This window comes from Vreelandella sp. L-15, assembly GCF_056857635.1.
Genome location: NZ_JBSXNN010000092.1, coordinates 101854 through 119987, shown reverse-complemented (window position 1 = coordinate 119987; position 18134 = coordinate 101854). Strand labels below are relative to the sequence as shown.

Below are 18134 nucleotides of genomic sequence, written 5' to 3'. Positions count from 1 at the left end.
GCTATGTCAGCAGGTTACGACAGAGGCGCACAATTTAACATCGCCCTGAGAGGTGTTTGTATAGCTTTTAAGCTTGATGTGACCGGCTTGCAGAGTTTTTGTCCAGCTTTTTCTAAGAGAATTGGCCGGTTGGGGGCTTGCTGCTCTAGAATGGTGGGTCATGTCTTGTCAGGAATAGTGTCATGCCCTCATTTGATATCGTGTCAGAATTCGATCAGCACGAAGCCGCCAATGCGGTTGACCAAGCAAACCGTGAAGTACAGTCACGGTTTGACTTTAAAGGCGTCGATGCCAGCTTCACGTTGGAAGGCGATAAGGTGCTGCTCGAGGCCGAAGTAGATTTCCAGCTCAAGCAAATGCTGGACGTGTTGCGTAACCGACTGATTGCCCGCGGTATCGACGCACGTTGCATGGACGTTAAAGACGCGGTGCTGTCTGGTGTGAAGGCGCGCCAGGAAGTAGAGCTCAAGCAGGGCCTCGACCAAGCAGAAGCCAAAGATGTGGTAAAGCGTATCAAAGGCAGTAAGTTGAAAGTACAGGCTCAAATTCAGGGCGAGAAGGTGCGCGTAACGGGTAAAAAGCGCGATGATTTGCAGAGTGTGATGGCACTACTGCGCGGTGAAGAAGGGCCTGATTTGCCGCTGCAGTTTGATAATTTCCGCGATTAACGATTATAAGAAATATTCATTGAGTAGCGCAGCGTTTGCGCTACTCGACTACTTAAAGCTTACAGGAGTTTCGCATTATGTCTGATCCGCAGCCGGTTTATTTAAGCGACTATCAGCCGCCCGCCTACCAAGTGACCCATACCGAGCTGACGTTTGATCTTGACCCCACCGCGACCCGTGTTAAAGCACGCCTTACCGTAGAGCGCCACGCCAGTGCTGAACAAACTACGCCGCTGGTGCTGAACGGCGAACACCTGACGCTGCACGCGCTCGCGATCAACGGCCAGGCGCTCGCTGAGGCCGATTACCAGCTCACCGATGAGACGCTCACAATTCCCAGTGTTCCGGCAGCGTTTACCCTGGAGAGCGAAGTCGAGATTTCTCCTAGCAGTAACACTGCCTTAGAAGGGCTGTATCAATCGAACGGCATGTACTGCACGCAGTGCGAAGCGGAAGGATTTCGCCGCATCACCTATTACCCTGACCGCCCGGATGTTATGGCTACGTTTAAGGTCACCGTGATAGGTGATGCGCAGCGGGAGCCGGTGCTGTTGGCGAACGGTAACCCAGTTGATCAGGGCACCTTAGAGAGCGGCCGGCACTTTGTGACCTGGGAAGATCCGCACCCCAAGCCCTGCTATCTTTTTGCGCTGGTGGCAGGCGATTTAACCAAGGTCGAAGATCACTTCACCACCATGAGTGGCCGTAACGTGACGTTACAGCTCTGGGTGGAGCAAGAGAATCTCGATAAGACCGACCACGCCATGGCCTCGCTAAAGCGGGCAATGACTTGGGATGAAGAGACCTACGGCCGCGAGTATGACTTAGATCTGTTTATGATCGTGGCGGTGAATGACTTCAATATGGGGGCGATGGAGAACAAAGGATTAAACATTTTTAACTCCGCTGCCGTGCTGACCCACCCCAATACCGCCACCGATGCGGCGTTTCAGAATGTCGAAAGCATTGTGGCCCACGAATACTTCCACAACTGGTCGGGGAATCGCGTGACGTGCCGCGACTGGTTCCAGCTCTCGCTAAAAGAAGGTTTTACGGTATTCCGCGATCAGTGTTTTTCTGCGGATATCAATTCAGCCCCTGTCAAGCGCATTCAAGACGTCTCGTTTTTCCGCACCGCGCAATTTGCCGAAGATGCAGGTCCCACGGCGCATCCGGTTCGTCCGGATCACTATATCGAGATCACCAACTTCTACACTCTGACCATTTATGAAAAAGGGGCGGAAGTTGTGCGCATGCTGCGTAACCTGCTGGGCTGGGAGGCCTTCCGCCGTGGCTCGGATCTCTATTTCGAGCGCTTTGACGGTCAGGCCGTGACGATCGAAGACTTCGTGGGCTGCATGGCCGAGGTATCGGGCATCGATTTAAGCCAGTTCATGCGCTGGTACTCCCAGGCGGGCACGCCGGAAATCGATGCCCACGGTGAGTACGACTACGCCAACGCCGAGTACCATTTGACGCTGCGCCAGCGTACCCCCGCCACTCCCGGCCAGCCCGACAAGCAGCCGCTGCATATTCCTGTGCGCATGGGCTTGGTGGGCACAAAGTCCGGTCAGGATCTTACTCTGACGCTTGAAGGTGAAAAGCTGGGTAAGGACGCGGTCATTCACCTGACCGACGATGAGCAGACCTTCATCTTCACCGATGTGGCAGAGGCGCCGGTTCCATCGCTGCTGCGCGACTTCTCCGCCCCAGTAAAACTGCACTTCCCATACTCTCGCGAAGATTTGGCCTTCTTACTGACCCACGATAGCGATGGTTTCAACCGCTGGGACGCGGGGCAAAGGCTCGCACTGTTGGCGCTGGATGACTTGATCGCCGCCCACCGCAACGGGGTAGAGAAGGTCATGGATAGCCGGGTGGTAGAAGCCTTTAGAACGCTCCTGACTTCCTCCATGGATGACAAGGCGGTACTGGCTGAGATGCTAACGCTGCCATCGGAAGCCTACATCGCCGAGCAGCAGCCGATTGTCGATGTGGATGCGATTCACGCCGCGCGTGAGTTTGTGCGCCAATCCTTGGCTCAGGCGCTGCGTGATGAATTTATCGCCGTGTATAAAGAGAATAGCACTGATGAAGCTTATGCGCCGACGCCTGAACAAATTGCCCAGCGCAGTCTCAAAAACATAGCGCTATCTTACTTAATGTCCATTGAGGACGACGAGAGTGTGGCACTTTGTGAAGCGCAGTTTGCCGCTGATCATAATATGACCGATGTACGCCATGCGTTGACACTGTTAGTACACAGCGACCGTGATGATTTGGCTAACCCCGCGCTGAAAGCGTTTGGTGAAAAGTGGGCACACGACCCGCTTGTGATGGATCAGTGGTTTACGATTCAGGTATCGCGCCCTCAGCCGGACGTATTGGAGCGCGTAAAGTACCTAATGCAGCACCCAGCGTTCTCCATCAAGAACCCCAACAAGGTGCGTGCGTTAGTAGGTGCCTTTGCGCAAAATCGGGTCAATTTCCATCGCTTGGATGGCAAAGGGTACGCGCTGTTGGCAGATGTGGTGATTGAGCTAAACCGCCTGAATCCAGAGATTGCCGCGCGGTTAATCACCCCCTTAACCCGCTGGCAGCGTTTTGATGAAGCGCGTCAGCAGTTAATGCGTGCGGAGCTAGAGCGGATCAAACAAGAACCGCTGTCGTCCAACGTGTTCGAGGTGGTCGAGAAAGCGCTGGCATAACGTGCATCCAGGGAATTAACCATGGAGAGGGAAGACACCGGTGACAGATTCACAGCAGTGTTATTTACTGATTATTAACGGTCAGTCTGCCGGAAATCCGGCGCTACGCGAGGCCGTTGAAGCACAGCGCAAGGCAGGGACGCCGATGATTGTTCGCGCTACTTGGGAAGGTGGCGATGCCGCCGAGTTTGCGGCCCAAGCCGTTGAACTAGGAGCTACCAGTGTGATCGCCTGTGGCGGCGATGGCACGGTAAACGAAGTGGTTAACGGGCTAATGCGCATCCCCCATGACCATCGTCCGAGCTTGGGCGTGGTGCCGATGGGCAGCGCGAATGATTTTGCCACTTCGGTGGGGTTACCTTTGAAGCCGGATCGCGCACTGGCGGATGCCGTTCGCTTGCCGTCTGCGCCCATCGATGTGATTCGTATGACGGCAGAAACCAGTGGCGAACCGTCGGTATGCTATTACATCAATATGACCACCGGTGGTTTTGGCGCAGAAATTACCTCCTCTACCCCCAAAACGTTAAAACGCATGTTAGGGGGAGGAGCCTACTCACTGATGGGGGCGCTCAAGGCGTGGCGGCATCGCAGTTATCGCGGCACGTTGCACTGGGGCGATCATGAGCAGGCCGCGTCACTGCTGCTGCTGGCACTGGGCAATGGGCGTCAATCGGGTGGGGGGCAGGTGCTGGCCCCTCGTGCCAAGCTTGATGATGGGCGATTGGACGTTCTGCTGGTCAAAGATTTTCATTCGGTGACGGAGCTCCCTGCGCTGCTAGGCGAGCTACAGCAGTTCCCCGCAGAAGGGCGTTATGTGCGCTACTTCACTGCCAGCCAGTTGACCGTTACCACTCGGTCCGATGATGAACCTTGGCCGCTGACCCTGGATGGTGAGGCAAAACGCTATCAACGATTCACCGCTGAAGTCGTCCCGCTAGCGTTGAAGGTACGCTTACCAGAAGGCTGTTCGCTGTTGTCTGCCAACGACCGCCACTAATGAATTCGAACCATTAAGGAGCATGACTCGATGAGCTACCGTGTATGGATGCCGCTACTGGCCAGTTTGGCCCTACTGCTGAGTGCCTGCGGCGACAGTCAAGAAGAGGCAAATGTCGTACCGGAAGAGAGCGCGGCCGAGCAGCCCAGTGAGACGCTAGCCGCTGCACCTGACACCAGTAGTGACGATGTTCCTTCGCCCTCCCAGGTGGAAGACGACATTGAACGTCAGGCGTCCGAGCCTTCCAATGTTCAGGAAGACCTGTCTTCCACCGTCAGTGAGTCAACTTCGGAGCCCCTGCAGGCGGACGAAGAGACGCTGGCCGCCGACCCCGACGAAGCCCTTGACGAAGCCAGCGCAATGCCGGGTGAAACCACGCGTTCTGATGTCGATGACGTGATTGCCGAGACTGAGCGTCGTTTCGAAGAGGCACAGCGTCAGTTGGAGCAACAGTTTCAAGAAATCGAGCAGCAGTCGCCCGAACTGGCACCCATGGAGAACGATCCCATCGAGCCAAGCTGGGAGCGCGAAAGCAGTTTACCCGAAGGCTCTTCCGTGGAAGGTGGGTTAGAAGCGCAAGATGTGGATGCGCTCATCGAAGATACCGAACGTCAATTCGAAGAGGCCCAGCAGCGCCTAGAAGAGCAGTTCCAAGCCTTGGAGAGTGAGCGCCCCAGCAGTGACGATAGCGAAGCGCAAGAGGCCGAAAGCTCCTCGGATGACACGTTGGATACATCGTCTTAAGAAGTAAACCCCAACCTATAAAAAAAGGCCCGTATTCCGGGCCTTTATCCATTCGGTGCGGTTCAAGCAACGCGAATGTTGGAGGCCTGAAGGCCTTTTTTACCCTGAGTCACCTCGAAACTGACTTTCTGACCATCTTGCAGGGTCTTAAAACCTTCAGCTTGAATTTCGGAGAAGTGGGCAAAGAGATCGTCACCGCCGTCATCGGGAGAGATGAAGCCGTAACCTTTGGTGTCGTTGAACCACTTGACAGTGCCAGTTGCCATCGTTCATATCCTTAACGTGCTTAATGATTGAGCAGGTGGCTCATTGCCTACCTACCAAATCCACTTTAGAAGCAAATAATCAGCACGTCCAGTAGTGACGTGGTTAAGATTTTTTGGGTATACGGATTTAATGGTTGATGGGGCACCTTCACCCCATCAATCTGATACCACCCTCAGATGGTTGATAGATCGACTCCGTAGTTGAGTTCCTCTGCGAAGTCCGGCAGTCCGTAACCGATGGTTTTCTTGTAGAAAGGAGAGACCTTCGCAGTCGGTGCCTTCTTCTTGTGCTTCGTGGTGTAGGCGGCCAGCAGTTGCGGGAACGCGCCTGTCCAGGTCTCCATGATGAGGCGCTCCCGGTCTGAGACTTCGTGAGCGCGTTTCAGCAGGATTTTCCGGTCTCCCTTGAGAGTCCGGCTCTGGGACGGTTTCAGCTCCTTTCTGAGGCCCTTGCGCACTCTCTCTAGGGCATCGTTGGCCATGCGCACCACCGGCCACATGGAACTTATCGACCACGATACGGGCCTGGGGCAGCACAGCCTTGACCGCTGCCCGGTAGGGGTTCCACATGTCCATGCTGACGATCTCGACCTTCTGCCAGTCTTTCAGCTTCATCAGGTAGTTGGTCACCACGTTCTGGCGGCGGGTGGCCAGCAGGTCGAGCAGGGTTCGCTCCTCAATGTTGGTCAGAATGCAGCGGTAGCGCTTGTTCAGGTATAGCTCGTCAATGCCCAGGATGCGGGGCGTCTCGAAGCGGTGCCAGCGCCCCAGGAACTCGGCGCGGGCGTTGAAGATGTCGCGCACCGTCTTCTCGTCCAGGCCGGTCTGTGCCGCCACAAAGGTGTAGGGGTGGTTGAAGGATTCCTTCTCCACGTACTCATGCAGCCGCAGTGTCAGTCAGATCCATCCGGCTCGGCATTGGTGTTTGCTTTTTTACCCAACAAGCTGCTGGAAACGAAAAGTAAGGCACCGAGGACAATTGCAATATCAGCCAGGTTGAAGGCCGGCCAATGCCAGTCTCGCCAATAGAAATCAAAGGAATCCACAACATAGCCGCGAAAGACCCGGTCAATCAGGTTGCCCATGGCGCCACCGAGGATAAGACTGTAAGCGATGGCTTCTCCTTTATGACGATTTTCAAGGATCAGCTTGATCAGAAAAATCGAGACCACTACCGCGATTCCGATAAAAAAGTAGCGCTGCCAGCCTCCACCATTCGCAAAAAGACTGAATGCGGCACCGGTGTTCCATAGGTGCACCCAGTTAAAGAACGGGGTCACCGAAACATACTCGCCATAGGCCATTGATTGCTGCACCAGCCACTTTACAGCCTGATCAGACGCTGCCAGCAGGCCCGATATGGACAATAGGGCATACGGCGAGAGCTTTTTGCCAATAATGAGCATTATTTAACCCTTCAACGCCAAAATGCGTCTGGCACCGTTAAGCACGACGAGCCCCGCGATGGTGCCGATAATTAGATCCGGATAATTGGAACCGGTCCACGCGACCAGGGCGCCGGCGGTGATGACCCCCAGGTTGATCACCACGTCGTTGGCCGAGAATATCCAGCTTGCCTTCATGTGCGCCCCGCCTTCCCGATGTTTGGATATGAGCAGCAGACAACTGGTATTGGCAATCAATGCGACGAATGCGATAGCCATCATCACCAGCGATTCAGGCTCACTACCGAATACAAAGCGTCTCACCACCTCTACGAGCACGCCCACAGCCAAGATCAGTTGCAGTACACCAGCAAGATGCGCGGCACGTAGCTGCATTTTCACGCTATGTCCAACCGCATAAAGGGCAAGCCCGTACACCGCCGCATCAGCAAAATTGTCCAGGGACTCTGCAATGAGGCCAGTTGACTGAGCCATCAGACCGGCAGTCATTTCCACCACGAACAGAAGTGCATTGATGCCGAGCAACCAGCGCAGGGTCCCGGATTCTTGCTTAGCAGAAGCTGCCGAAAACTCGGCGGCCTTGATGGTCTCCGGATTTGCAGCGACGGTTTCCTGAAGCGAGGCGCCTAGCCCCAAGGTCTTCAGTTTCGAGGTGACGGGCTCGACCTCGCCGTCATGCACGACCTTCAGCCGGCGGTTCGACAAGTCGAAGGACAGCGCCCGAATCTCCTCAAAGCCGTTCAGGGCTAGGCGAATCATTCGTTCTTCTGATGGACAGTCCATCTTCGGCACGGCATAAACACTGACCCATCTCCCTGGCGCCTCGGAGGAGGCCTGTATATCGGTATCCGCTGCGGACGTTGCATCACCGCCACAGGCGCCACCACAGGATTTGCTCATGATACGACTCCACTTGAACAATGTTGTGGTACCATTTAAAACTATAAAGCTACTATAAGGTCAATAGAGTAAAGAATCCGTTGGGGAGGAGGCTGATGCGCATTGGTCAGTTGGCGCAGTTGGTAGGGGTCGAAACACAGACGATCCGCTTCTATGAACAGCAGGGCTTGTTGCCGCCGCCTGATCGGCAGGACAACGGTTACCGTGTCTATACCGAGAAGCATGGTGAGGGGCTGGCCTTCATCCGTCGCTGCAGAATCCTGGGCCTGTCACTGGCTGAGATTCACGAACTACAGAGCTATCAGGACGACCCTCATCAGCCTTGTACCGCCGTCAACGCCTTGCTCGATGATCACATCTCTCATGTGCGGTCGCAGATAACCGCTCTGCAAGCGCTTGAGAAACAACTCGTTTCACTGAGAGCGAGTTGCAACGATGACCGGGAGGTTGAGGCGTGTGGGATTCTTGCTGGAATTAGCGAAGGAAACATGCACCAGCAGTAGGTGAAGCATCAACCAGATAATCCGATGAGATGCCGGTCTGTCTCACTCTCATGCAAAGGTAAGATCAACCATTTAATCCGCTTACCCGATTTTTTATCACTCAGCGAGCCTGGCCCATGATGGAACTCAATCTTATTGATGCGCAGTTTATCCCTTTCGTTGTGGCAATTACGCTGCTATCGATAAGCCCAGGGGTAGACACGCTCTTGGTGATCCGTAATACAGCGCGAGGCGGGATTCGGGATGGGGTGGCCACTAGCGTAGCGATTTGCTGCGGCTTGTTTGTGCATGCCACCGTTTCTGCGTTAGGGATTTCGTTCATTCTGCTGCAGTCGGCTTGGGCGTTTAATATGCTGAAGCTGGCAGGGGCGGCATATCTGATTTGGCTGGGTATCACTAGTCTGCTGGCAGCTCGCCAGGGAACACCGCTGCCGGTGAAAGGTGTTATGAAAGAGTCCACGCCAGTGCCGTTTTGGCAGCCGATCAAAGAGGGGCTTCTTTCGAATGTGCTGAATCCTAAAACCGTGATTTTCTATATGGCGTTTTTGCCGCAATTTATCGCACCCACCGACCCCGCGCTGCTGAAATCACTCTGGCTGGCAGGCGTACATTTTGTCATTGCTAATATCTGGCAGATCAGCGTGGTGCTGATGGTGGGAGGCGCCAGCAAATGGCTGGCCAGCGCGCGCTTTGCACAAACCCTGAATGCGGCCACGGGGGCGGTGCTGGTCATGTTCGGGCTGCGGCTGGCGCTGGAGCAGCGCCCGGTGTGACCGGGCGCGGGAGGGGAGCGGAGACAGGCTTAGCGTTGAACCAGCGCGCGGTCGTAGCGAACGCTCTGCTCGCTGTCGTTCAATAGCGAAACGCCTTCACTGCTACCGCCGTTGGCCAGGCTCTCGAAGATGACCCGATAGCTCAGTACGGCCTGCACGTAATCGCGGGTTTCGCGGAAGGGGATGCTCTCCACGAACAGGTCGAACGACTCCATGCTGTTGCTGCCCAGCCACTGGTCTACGCGACCAGGGCCTGCGTTATAAGCGGCAGTCGCCGCTAAGCGGTTGCCCTGATAGCGTTCTAACTTGTCGCGAAGGTAAGTGCTACCCAGGCGAATATTCAGTTCAGGCTCCAGTACGCCATAAGGCCCGGGGTCGTTAAGCCCCAACTGGCGGCTCACCTGCGCGGCAGTGCCCGGCATTAACTGCATTAAGCCACGTGCACCTGCAGGAGAGAGGGCAACCGGGTTATAGGCGCTTTCTCGGCGAGTGATTGCCATCAGCAGATAAGGGTCAACGCCGGTTTGATGACCCCAAGCCAAAAAGTCATCGCGGTAAGCGGGTGGAAAGCGCCACTCCAACGCATCCCACATCTCGCCAGCAATAGTGGTTTGTACCAGCCGGGCATGCCACTGCTGCTGGGCAGCGTAGTCGGCGAGGGCACGAGCCTGGTAAGGCGATGCTTCGCGCACGGCATGCAGCCACTCGCTGTTGGCCAGGCCCTCTTCGCCAATACGCAGCAGCGCTTGCGTTCGCTGTACGGCGGGCAGTCGCGCGATATCCTCGCGGGTGGCTTCGTCGAAGTGGTGGCGCTCGTGGTTGAGTCGGTACGGTTGGCCGATTTTCTCAGCGGCGGCAAAGCCATAGAAACTACGGTCCTGGGCAGCCTGCTGGTAGCGCGCCTGAGCAGCTTCCTGATTACCCAGCTGTTCGTTGGCACGCCCCAGCCAGTACTGCCAGCGGCTGCTCTCTTGCTGGCTGGAAGGCATTTCAGCAATCCAGTGCATCACCTCTGTCCACTGGCGGTCTGCCAAGGCGCGACGTACGCGCAGCTCCAGCACGCGTTCGCTCTCTAGAGAGGGCAGCACACTATCGACCCAGCCCAGAGTGCCAGGTACATTGCGTACAAGGGCATAGAACGCCAGTTCCTCATCGATCACTTGGCGCTCTAGCGACGTTAAGTTCAAGCGCGGCGAGAGCTGCTGCCAAGCGGCGAAAGCGGTAGGCGTGTCGTCTCGGGTCAGGCGCTGCATGGCGGCTTGGTAGAAAGCCGCCGTGGCTCTGCACTCCGGGCCTAGGCAGGTGGGGGCGCTGGTGATAGCCCTGGTGTTGTTGCTGACCGCGTCCACTGTGTCGAGGGCCGTTTGCCACTCGCTGCTCAGTAGTCCGCCTAGGTAGTTACTCAGGCGCGATTCGCCCGCTTGCCAAGCTAGCATCTTGCGTTCCCAGATGGCGGTCGCATCGATAGTGCCATCGGCCCGTAGGCGGTTGAAAAGGGGGTCACAGGCATCGGGCTGTGAGCTGCCTACTCGCCAAAGCGCCAAGCCCGCGCGGCGCGACTCTTCTGGGGCACGGTCGATGAGCGCCATGTAGTAGTAACACTGACGTGCCGTTCCAGCAGGCTCGCCATCGGCGACGGTGAGTAGATCGCCGTAACGTCCTGCATGACCATATTTGGCAATGGCTTGGCCGCGCATCCATTCCGATAGCGGAGAGTCGGCATGCTGTTCGATGAACTGCAGCACTTGACTGGCGGCCACGTTGGGCAACTGGTTGCGTAAGCGGTGATAGGTGACATAACCGCTGAGTATGTGTCCTTCGATGGCGCGCTCATCGATGTGTTGCCACTGCTGCTGGCGTGCGGCGTTGAGCGCATCACGCATAGCGTCATCAGTGGCTGCCCAACTCCCCGTCGGTAGGCCGATGATGGCTGCTGCGCATAGAGTGCGAAGGGTAGAACGTAATGGCGTAGCCGGCATGGCACTCCCTCTTGCTCGCTGGTAGGGTCAAAGGCGCAATAGTGAACTATACGGACAAGTGAACTATACGCACAGATAAGGTTCTGACAATCGTGACACTAAGAGGATTCGATAACGATGGCACGATTATCCGTTTGGGGATTGTTTCGTCGATTGAAAACACGCGTATGGGCCGTTAAACGTATCGCCCGTGCGCTCAAGCTATTTTTACCCATGACCCGCGATGTGCTGAAAGGAGATTTCAGGCCGATTCCCTGGTCTGCGTTTGGCACCATGGCGCTGGCGTTGGCCTACCTGGTCATGCCATTCGACCTGATCCCCGACTTTTTGGTGCTGCTAGGAGTGGTCGATGACGTATTGATCGTAGGCTGGTTACTAAACCGCGTCGATACGCAGTTGGCCGACTATCGCGCTTGGAAATCGGCTACTGAGGCAGCCACCGCTTCTTCACGCACACCTTCTTGAAATCCCTTCACTTATCCCCATATTGAGTTCACTACCTTTTCCGCCTCTGCCTGTGGGCAGAGGCGTCAAGCAACACGTGATCAATGAGGGCTAAGCGCATGACGACTGCGACCCATGAAGAAACTCTTGGCTTTCAGACGGAAGTCAAACAGCTCCTGAATCTAATGATCCACTCCCTGTACTCGAATCGGGAGATTTTTCTACGCGAGCTGATTTCCAACGCCGCTGATGCCTGTGACAAGTTACGCTATGCCGCACTCGATAACGACGCTCTATACGAAGGCGATAGCGAGCTGCGTATCGAGATCGAGCACGACCGCGACGCCAACACCATCACGCTGCGCGATAATGGTATCGGCATGAACCGCGAAGATGTGATTGCCAACTTGGGCACCATCGCGCGTTCCGGTACGGCAGAGTTTTTGAAGCAGCTCTCCGGCGAGCAGCAAAAAGACGCCAAGCTGATCGGTCAGTTCGGGGTTGGTTTCTATTCGGCCTTCATCGTGGCCGACGAAGTGGTCGTACGTACTCGTAAAGCGGGCACCGCCGCATCTGAAGGCGTCGAGTGGCGCTCCAAAGGCGAAGGCGAGTTTACTGTTGCCGACATCGAGCGTGACGCTCACGGCACGGAAATCACCCTGCATTTAAAAGACGATGCAAAAGAGTTCGCCGACGACTACCGCCTGCAAAGCTTGGTGCGCAAGTACTCTGACCACATCGAAGTGCCGGTGCGTATGCCCAAGGTCGAAACCGCCAAGGATGACGACGGTAACGAGATCGAAGGTAGCGAAGTGACGACGTGGGAAACTGTCAACGAAGCTACCGCGCTGTGGGCGCGCCCGAAGAGCGAGATCAGCGACGACGAGTATAAGGCGTTCTACAAGCACGTTGCCCACGACTTCAGTGACCCGCTTACCTGGAGTCACAACAAAGTCGAGGGTAAGCTCGAGTACACCAGCCTGCTCTACGTGCCGGGCCGCGCACCGTTCGACATGTTCGACCGTGATGGCTCGCGCGGTGTGAAGCTTTACGTGCAACGTGTCTTCATCATGGATGATGCCGAGCAGTTCCTGCCCCTCTACCTGCGTTTCATCAAGGGTGTGCTGGATACGCGCGATCTCTCATTGAACGTCTCCCGTGAGTTGCTGCAGCAAGATCCCAAGGTCGACAAGATCAAAGGGGCGCTCACCAAGCGTGCGCTGGACATGCTCAAGAAACTGTCCAAAGATAGCGAGCAGTATCAAACGTTCTGGAACACCTTTGGCAGTGTGCTGAAAGAGGGCCCAGGTGAAGACTTCGCTAACCGCGAAAAAATCGCCGGTCTGCTGCGCTTTGCTTCCACGCATACCGACACGTCCGCCCAGGAGCATTCTCTGGCCGAATACGTCGAGCGCATGAAGGAAGGTCAGAAGAAGATCTACTACGTGGTGGCGGATAGCTTCAATGCCGCGAAGAACAGCCCGCACCTGGAGATTTTCCGCAAGAAAGGTATCGAGGTGCTGCTCCTCTCCGATCGTATCGATGAGTGGCTGATGAGCCACCTGACCGAGTTCGATGGCAAGCCTTTCGCCGACGTGGCCAAAGGCGAGCTGGACCTGGGCGATGTCGAAGACGAAGCCGAGAAAAAAGCCCAGGAAGAGACGGCCAAGGCGAAGGAAGATCTCGTAAAGCGCGTCAAAGAAGCGCTGAGCGATGGCGTTCAAGAGGTGAAAATCACCCACCGCCTGACCGATTCACCCGCCTGTGTGGTACTGCCCGAGCACGAGATGGGCTACCAAATGCGCCGCATTATGGAAGCCGCAGGCCAGAAGCTGCCGGAGGTGAAGCCCATTCTGGAGCTCAACCCCAACCATGCCCTAGTGGCCCGTTTGGAAAATGCAGAGGGTGATCTATTTGGCCAGTTAGCCCACATCCTTCTGGATCAGGCGATCATTGCCGAGGGCGGCCATCTGGACGACCCGGCTGCCTACGTGAAGCGCCTCAATAGTGTGTTGACGGCTTAATGCCCTAAGCTCGCTAGTCGCGGCCCGCTTGGTTGACCAAGCGGCCCGCTTGTTTTGTTAAGATAGTGCTTATCAAAATGGGGGTTGAGGCCCACCGTTACGTAAAAGAACTCAGGACATGGCTATGGCAGAGCAGCAAAGTAACGTCGCGGTGCTGGGGGGCGGGAGTTTTGGTACCGCGCTGGCCAGTATCGCCGCCGACAATGGCGCTAACGTGCGTCAATGGTTGCGCGACGAGGCGCTGGTCGCGCAGATCAACCGAGAGCACCGCAACGGCCGCTATCTTCCCGACTATGCGATCAACCCTGCCGTCACCGCATCGACCGACTTGAAATCGGTGCTGACGGGTGCCGAACTGGTGCTGATTGCCATCCCGTCGAAAGCGTTTCGCAGCGTGGTGCAAGCGGCCAAGCCCTGGCTCTCGCCCGAACAAATCCTGGTCAGCACCACCAAAGGGATTGAGCAAGATGGCTTTTTACTGATGAGCCAAGTGCTGGAGCAGGAGACCGGCTTCCCCCATATTGGCGTCATTGCAGGGCCTAATTTGGCCTCCGAGATTGCTGACAAGCAGTTGACCGCCACGGTGATCGCCAGTGCGGATGCGCTAACGCGCACTCGAGTACAGCAAGTGCTGGGCTGTCGCTATTTCCGCGTATACGCCAGTAATGATCGTCACGGCGTGGAGCTGGGGGGCGCATTAAAGAATATTTACGCCATTGCAGCGGGCATGGCCGCGGCGCTGGGGATGGGGGAGAACACCCGCAGCATGCTGATGACCCGAGCGCTGGCCGAGATGAGCCGTTTCGCCGTTGCCCAGGGGGCCAACCCCATGACGTTTCTTGGTTTGGCAGGCGTGGGCGACCTGATCGTCACTTGCTCGTCTAACTTGTCGCGCAATTACCGCGTGGGCCATGCACTGGGTACGGGGCTGTCGTTAGAGGAAGCGGTGGCTGCGCTTGGCCAAGTGGCGGAAGGCGTCAATACCGTCAAGCTGGTCTGCGCAAAAGCGCGCGAGATGGGGGTTTATATGCCGTTGGCCGAAGGGTTGAATCGTGTGCTCTTCGATGGGGTGCCCGCACAAGAAATGGCGAGTACGCTCATGATGGGAGAGCAGAGCAGCGATGTGGAATTTATCCTGCCCCGGGAAGCGGTTCAGCAGGCGCATCGCGAGCAGGCCCACCAGGGCCAACACAACAGCGGAGGTTGCGATGAATAGCGGTATGAATAGCGTATTGATTATGCGCCATGGCGAAGCCGCCCCAGGTTTTCCAGACCACGCCCGACTGCTGACGCCCAGAGGGGAGCGCGAGGCCGAGACCATGGCCCGCTGGCTGGCATCGCGCGTTGAGCAGGGCGAGCTGACGCTGCCAATGCTCTACGCAAGCCCCTATGTGCGCGCTCAGCAAACCGCCCAGCGGATTAGCGATGCCTTGGGCGTGCCGCTTAACACGCTGTCATTTATTACCCCGGAAGACCCGCCGAGCGATGTGAGCGAGTGGTTGCTCACTCATCGTGATGACGCGCCGATTATGCTGGTCAGCCACATGCCCTTGGTGGGCGACTTGGCTGGGTTGTTGGTCGAAGGCACGCCAAGCCAGGGCGTTGGCTTCCCCACGGCGGCCATTGTCGAGCTAGAGGCTGACGTCTGGGCGGCGGGCTGCGCGCAGCTTAAGCGCTTTACCCAGCCTAGCCAGCTGTCCTAATCATAAAAATCAGCCATAAAAAAAAGCGGCTGCCGAAGCAGCCGCTTGTGGTCTATCACCGCACCTATGCGCGTTTTCTATAGCAGCGCATCCAGCTTCTCTTTCAGCAAGCCGTTGACCTGCTGCGGGTTAGCCGTGCCGCGTGATGCCTTCATCACCTGACCCACAAAGTAGCCAATCATCTTGCCACGCTTCTCGGGCTCGGAATCACGGTACTGCGCCACCTGCGCCGGACTTTCGGCAATGACTTGATCGATCATCGCTTCAATCGCGCCGGTGTCGGTCACCTGCTTTAAGCCTTTTGCCTCGATGACGGCATCCGCGCTCTCGCCCTGGCCATTCCATAGCGCTTGGAACACTTGCTTAGCGGCTTTACCGTTAATGGTGTCATCCAGCACACGTCTGATGAGTTCGCCAAGCTGTTGGGCTGACACTGGGCTATTTTGGATGCTCAGATTCTCGCGGTTCAGCGCGCCGGAAAGTTCGCCCTGTACCCAGTTGGCCGCCTGCTTGGCGTCGCCACATACCCGGTGTACTTCCTCGAAAAACTCCGCCATTTCACGACTGGCTGATAGCACGTTAGCGTCGTAAGCCGACAGGCCTAGCTCATTCTGGAAGCGGGCACGCTTATCGGCGGGCAGCTCCGGCAGTTGGTTGCGCAGGTGATCCAGGTAGGCTTGATCCAGCACCACCGGCAGCAGGTCGGGGCAGGGGAAGTAGCGGTAGTCGTTCGCCTCTTCCTTGGTGCGCATGCTGCGGGTTTCGTCGCGCTCTGGATCAAACAGGCGGGTCTCTTGCACTACTTTGCCGCCGTCTTCAATCAGTTCAATCTGACGTTCGACTTCAAACGCAATGGCGCGCTCCACAAAGCGGAACGAGTTGACGTTTTTAATTTCTGCACGAGTCCCAAACGCTTCTTGCCCTTTAGGGCGTACCGACACGTTGACGTCGCAACGCATCGAGCCTTCGGCCATGTTGCCGTCGGAAATGCCCAGATAGGTGACGATGGAGTGAATCGCTTTGAGATAGGCGGCCGCTTCTTTCGCACTGCGCATATCTGGCTCTGAAACGATCTCTAACAGCGGCGTGCCTGCCCGGTTCAAGTCGATGCCGGTCATACCGTGGAAGTCTTCGTGCAGCGACTTGCCGGCGTCCTCTTCCAGGTGGGCGTGGTGGATGCGAATCCGTTTGGTGGTGTTGTCATCCAGGGTAATCTCAACGTCGCCAGCACCCACAATGGGATGATACATCTGGCTGGTTTGGTAACCCTTGGGAAGATCCGGGTAGAAGTAGTTTTTGCGGTCAAACACCGAGACTTCAGGAATCTCAGCGTGGACGGCGAGGCCAAACTGCACGGCCATGGCGACGGCCTGCTCATTCAGTACTGGCAGGACGCCCGGCAGGCCCAAATCAACGGCGCAGGCCTGGGTGTTCGGCTCGGCACCAAACGCGGTGGAGGCACCGGAAAAAATCTTAGAGCGCGTTGCGAGCTGAACGTGAACTTCCAGCCCAATCACGGTTTCCCATTGCATTAGGCGTTCTCCTCGGCAAAGGCGGGCAGTTGAAGGTGCCAGTCGGTCGCTTGTTGGAACTGGTGGGCCACGTTGAGCAGCTGCGCTTCGGCAAAGTGGGTGCCCAATATCTGTAAGCCTACCGGGCGACCGCCCGCAAAGCCTGCGGGAACGCTGATGCCAGGAATACCCGCCAGGTTAACGGCGATGGTGTAGATATCTTGCAGGTACATGGAGACCGGGTCTTTCTTCGCGCCCAGGTCGAAGGCAGGCGTGGGGGAGGCTGGGCCCATCAGTACATCGACATCTTCAAAGGCGTCGAGGAAGTCCTGGCGAATCAGGCGGCGAACCTTCTGCGCTTTGGTGTAGTAGGCGTCGAAGAAGCCTTCCGATAGCGTGTGGGTGCCGATCAGAATGCGGCGCTTCACCTCTTCACCGAAGCCTTCCGCCCGCGAGCGGGTATAGAGATCAATCAGGTCCGTAGGAGCATCGCAGCGGTGGCCAAAGCGAACACCATCGTAGCGCGAAAGGTTAGACGACGCCTCGGCGGGAGCAATGACGTAGTAAGCGGGAATTGCGTAGTGGGTATGCGGGAGGCTGACTTCGCGCACTGTGGCACCCAGCGACTCATACACCTTCACCGCTTCACGCACAGCCTTTTCTACTTCTGGGTCTAAACCGTCGCCAAAGTACTCTTTCGGCAGGCCGATCTTAAGCCCGGAGAGCGGGGCGTTGAGCGTCTCGGTGTAGTCCGGCACGCCACGGGCGACGCTGGTGGAGTCGCGTACATCGTGACCGGCAATCACGTTCATCAGGTGCGCACAATCTTCGGCAGTGCGTGCCATGGGGCCTGCCTGGTCGAGGCTGGAGGCGTAGGCGATCATGCCGTAACGGGAAACCCGCCCGTAGGTGGGCTTCAGGCCGGTAATGCCGCAGAACGCCGCTGGCTGGCGAATGGAACCACCGGTATCGGTACCCATGGCTGCAGGCACAAGCCCTGCTGCCACTGCCGCCGCGCTGCCACCGGAGCTACCGCCGGGAACGGCAGCGAGGTCCCAGGGGTTCTTGACCGCGCCGTAGTGGCTGTTTTCGTTGGAGGAGCCCATGGCGAACTCGTCCATATTGGTTTTACCCAGGCTAATGGTGCCCGCAGCGCTGAGTTTCTCTACCACGGTGGCGTCGTAAGGCGCGAGAAAGTTATCGAGCATTTTGGAGCCGCAGCTGGTTTTGACGCCTTGCGTACAAAAAATATCTTTTAGCGCTAGCGGAATGCCAGTGAGTTTGCCTGCTTTGCCGTCAGCACGCGCTTTATCGGCGGCTTCGGCCTGGCTTAGCGCCTGTTCGGCGGTCACGGTAATAAAGCTATTGAGCTGACCGTCGGCTTTCTCAATGCGCTGCAAAAAGTGGGAAGTCAGCTCTCGGCTGGAGAGTTCGCCGCTGGCTAGGGCGGCGGCGAGCTGCGTTACGGTTTTATCATGCATGACCCGGAAGCTCCGTTCAGGGGC

Annotated in this window: 16 protein-coding genes and 1 pseudogene; 10 read left to right on the top strand and 7 right to left on the bottom strand. The window is 56.9% G+C overall.

Annotated features, from left to right (window positions below; translation table 11 throughout):
* Positions 1-182: 182 nt before the first annotated feature.
* From AC13CY_RS14110 to AC13CY_RS14095, 4 genes are all read left to right on the top strand, one after another.
* Positions 183-668 (top strand): YajQ family cyclic di-GMP-binding protein, encoded by a 486-nt coding sequence (locus AC13CY_RS14110; RefSeq protein WP_044630767.1) that lies wholly within the window; start codon positions 183-185, stop codon positions 666-668.
* A gap of 77 nt (positions 669-745) precedes the next feature.
* Positions 746-3376 carry an aminopeptidase N gene (gene pepN / locus AC13CY_RS14105; protein ID WP_089674844.1) on the top strand — a complete coding sequence of 877 codons (2631 nt, stop codon included), beginning with the start codon at positions 746-748 and terminating at the stop codon, positions 3374-3376.
* A gap of 40 nt (positions 3377-3416) precedes the next feature.
* Positions 3417-4376, top strand: coding sequence for a lipid kinase YegS (gene yegS, locus AC13CY_RS14100; RefSeq protein WP_058576428.1), 960 nt, complete (start codon positions 3417-3419; stop codon positions 4374-4376).
* A 30-nt stretch (positions 4377-4406) separates the two neighbouring features.
* Positions 4407-5120: a hypothetical protein gene (locus AC13CY_RS14095; RefSeq protein WP_213263016.1), complete on the top strand. Its 714-nt coding sequence runs from the start codon at positions 4407-4409 to the stop codon at positions 5118-5120.
* 62 nt (positions 5121-5182) lie between these two features.
* Here the strand turns inward: AC13CY_RS14095 and AC13CY_RS14090 are convergent, their stop codons facing one another.
* From AC13CY_RS14090 to AC13CY_RS14075, 4 genes and pseudogenes are all read right to left on the bottom strand, one after another.
* Positions 5183-5386 (bottom strand): cold-shock protein, encoded by a 204-nt coding sequence (locus AC13CY_RS14090; protein ID WP_044630763.1) that lies wholly within the window; start codon positions 5384-5386, stop codon positions 5183-5185.
* 173 nt (positions 5387-5559) lie between these two features.
* Positions 5560-6283 (bottom strand): annotated as a pseudogene (locus tag AC13CY_RS14085) (ISL3 family transposase); the annotation flags it as partial.
* The gene (gene lspA, locus AC13CY_RS14080) at positions 6280-6792 is read right to left on the bottom strand and encodes a signal peptidase II (protein ID WP_004863699.1); all 513 of its coding nucleotides are present in this window, start codon (positions 6790-6792) and stop codon (positions 6280-6282) included. The gene lspA and the pseudogene AC13CY_RS14085, both read right to left, overlap by 4 nt.
* 3 nt (positions 6793-6795) lie before the next feature.
* Positions 6796-7692 carry a cation efflux transmembrane domain-containing protein gene (locus tag AC13CY_RS14075; RefSeq protein ID WP_483052667.1) on the bottom strand — a complete coding sequence of 299 codons (897 nt, stop codon included), beginning with the start codon at positions 7690-7692 and terminating at the stop codon, positions 6796-6798.
* 95 nt (positions 7693-7787) lie between these two features.
* Here AC13CY_RS14075 and cadR point away from each other — a divergent pair, with 95 nt between their 5' ends.
* The gene (gene cadR / locus AC13CY_RS14070; RefSeq protein WP_074210454.1) at positions 7788-8195 is read left to right on the top strand and encodes a Cd(II)/Pb(II)-responsive transcriptional regulator; all 408 of its coding nucleotides are present in this window, start codon (positions 7788-7790) and stop codon (positions 8193-8195) included.
* Positions 8196-8311: 116 nt separating this feature from the next.
* A complete protein-coding gene (locus AC13CY_RS14065) occupies positions 8312-8968 on the top strand; it encodes a LysE family translocator (protein WP_289109742.1) in 657 nt (218 codons plus the stop codon).
* A 29-nt stretch (positions 8969-8997) separates the two neighbouring features.
* Here the strand turns inward: AC13CY_RS14065 and AC13CY_RS14060 are convergent, their stop codons facing one another.
* On the bottom strand, positions 8998-10947 hold the full coding sequence (locus AC13CY_RS14060) for a transglycosylase SLT domain-containing protein (RefSeq protein WP_044629930.1): 1950 nt from the start codon (positions 10945-10947) through the stop codon (positions 8998-9000).
* Positions 10948-11064: 117 nt separating this feature from the next.
* Here AC13CY_RS14060 and AC13CY_RS14055 point away from each other — a divergent pair, with 117 nt between their 5' ends.
* From AC13CY_RS14055 to sixA, 4 genes are all read left to right on the top strand, one after another.
* Positions 11065-11412, top strand: coding sequence for a YkvA family protein (locus tag AC13CY_RS14055; protein WP_044629931.1), 348 nt, complete (start codon positions 11065-11067; stop codon positions 11410-11412).
* 98 nt (positions 11413-11510) lie between these two features.
* Positions 11511-13415, top strand: a complete 1905-nt coding sequence (htpG, locus tag AC13CY_RS14050; RefSeq protein ID WP_058577867.1) for a molecular chaperone HtpG — start codon at positions 11511-11513, stop codon at positions 13413-13415.
* A 124-nt stretch (positions 13416-13539) separates the two neighbouring features.
* Entirely contained in the window at positions 13540-14631 is a 1092-nt protein-coding gene (locus AC13CY_RS14045; protein ID WP_062360079.1) for an NAD(P)H-dependent glycerol-3-phosphate dehydrogenase, read from the top strand.
* Entirely contained in the window at positions 14624-15118 is a 495-nt protein-coding gene (gene sixA / locus AC13CY_RS14040; protein WP_240312644.1) for a phosphohistidine phosphatase SixA, read from the top strand. The genes AC13CY_RS14045 and sixA overlap by 8 nt, the downstream gene beginning before the upstream one ends.
* A 77-nt stretch (positions 15119-15195) precedes the next feature.
* Here sixA and gatB read toward each other — a convergent pair whose 3' ends face one another.
* Both gatB and gatA read right to left on the bottom strand, forming a co-directional pair.
* Positions 15196-16650 (bottom strand): Asp-tRNA(Asn)/Glu-tRNA(Gln) amidotransferase subunit GatB, encoded by a 1455-nt coding sequence (gene gatB / locus AC13CY_RS14035; protein WP_089675513.1) that lies wholly within the window; start codon positions 16648-16650, stop codon positions 15196-15198.
* Complete coding sequence (gatA, locus tag AC13CY_RS14030; RefSeq protein WP_089675512.1) at positions 16650-18110, bottom strand: Asp-tRNA(Asn)/Glu-tRNA(Gln) amidotransferase subunit GatA; 1461 nt, start codon at positions 18108-18110, stop codon at positions 16650-16652. Before gatA ends, gatB begins: the two co-directional genes overlap by 1 nt.
* Positions 18111-18134: the final 24 nt, after the last annotated feature.

Bases quoted from the DNA above. Each gene is read 5' to 3' on its own strand.
- AC13CY_RS14060 (WP_044629930.1), bottom strand. From the start codon at position 10,947: ATGCCGGCTACGCCATTACGTTCTACCCTTCGCACTCTATGCGCAGCA.
- AC13CY_RS14055 (WP_044629931.1), top strand. From the start codon at position 11,065: ATGGCACGATTATCCGTTTGGGGATTGTTTCGTCGATTGAAAACACGC.
- pepN (WP_089674844.1), top strand. From the start codon at position 746: ATGTCTGATCCGCAGCCGGTTTATTTAAGCGACTATCAGCCGCCCGCC.
- AC13CY_RS14065 (WP_289109742.1), top strand. From the start codon at position 8,312: ATGATGGAACTCAATCTTATTGATGCGCAGTTTATCCCTTTCGTTGTG.
- gatB (WP_089675513.1), bottom strand. From the start codon at position 16,650: ATGCAATGGGAAACCGTGATTGGGCTGGAAGTTCACGTTCAGCTCGCA.
- htpG (WP_058577867.1), top strand. From the start codon at position 11,511: ATGACGACTGCGACCCATGAAGAAACTCTTGGCTTTCAGACGGAAGTC.
- AC13CY_RS14110 (WP_044630767.1), top strand. From the start codon at position 183: ATGCCCTCATTTGATATCGTGTCAGAATTCGATCAGCACGAAGCCGCC.
- gatA (WP_089675512.1), bottom strand. From the start codon at position 18,110: ATGCATGATAAAACCGTAACGCAGCTCGCCGCCGCCCTAGCCAGCGGC.
- lspA (WP_004863699.1), bottom strand. From the start codon at position 6,792: ATGCTCATTATTGGCAAAAAGCTCTCGCCGTATGCCCTATTGTCCATA.
- AC13CY_RS14045 (WP_062360079.1), top strand. From the start codon at position 13,540: ATGGCAGAGCAGCAAAGTAACGTCGCGGTGCTGGGGGGCGGGAGTTTT.
- AC13CY_RS14075 (WP_483052667.1), bottom strand. From the start codon at position 7,692: ATGAGCAAATCCTGTGGTGGCGCCTGTGGCGGTGATGCAACGTCCGCA.
- AC13CY_RS14090 (WP_044630763.1), bottom strand. From the start codon at position 5,386: ATGGCAACTGGCACTGTCAAGTGGTTCAACGACACCAAAGGTTACGGC.
- cadR (WP_074210454.1), top strand. From the start codon at position 7,788: ATGCGCATTGGTCAGTTGGCGCAGTTGGTAGGGGTCGAAACACAGACG.
- AC13CY_RS14095 (WP_213263016.1), top strand. From the start codon at position 4,407: ATGAGCTACCGTGTATGGATGCCGCTACTGGCCAGTTTGGCCCTACTG.
- sixA (WP_240312644.1), top strand. From the start codon at position 14,624: ATGAATAGCGGTATGAATAGCGTATTGATTATGCGCCATGGCGAAGCC.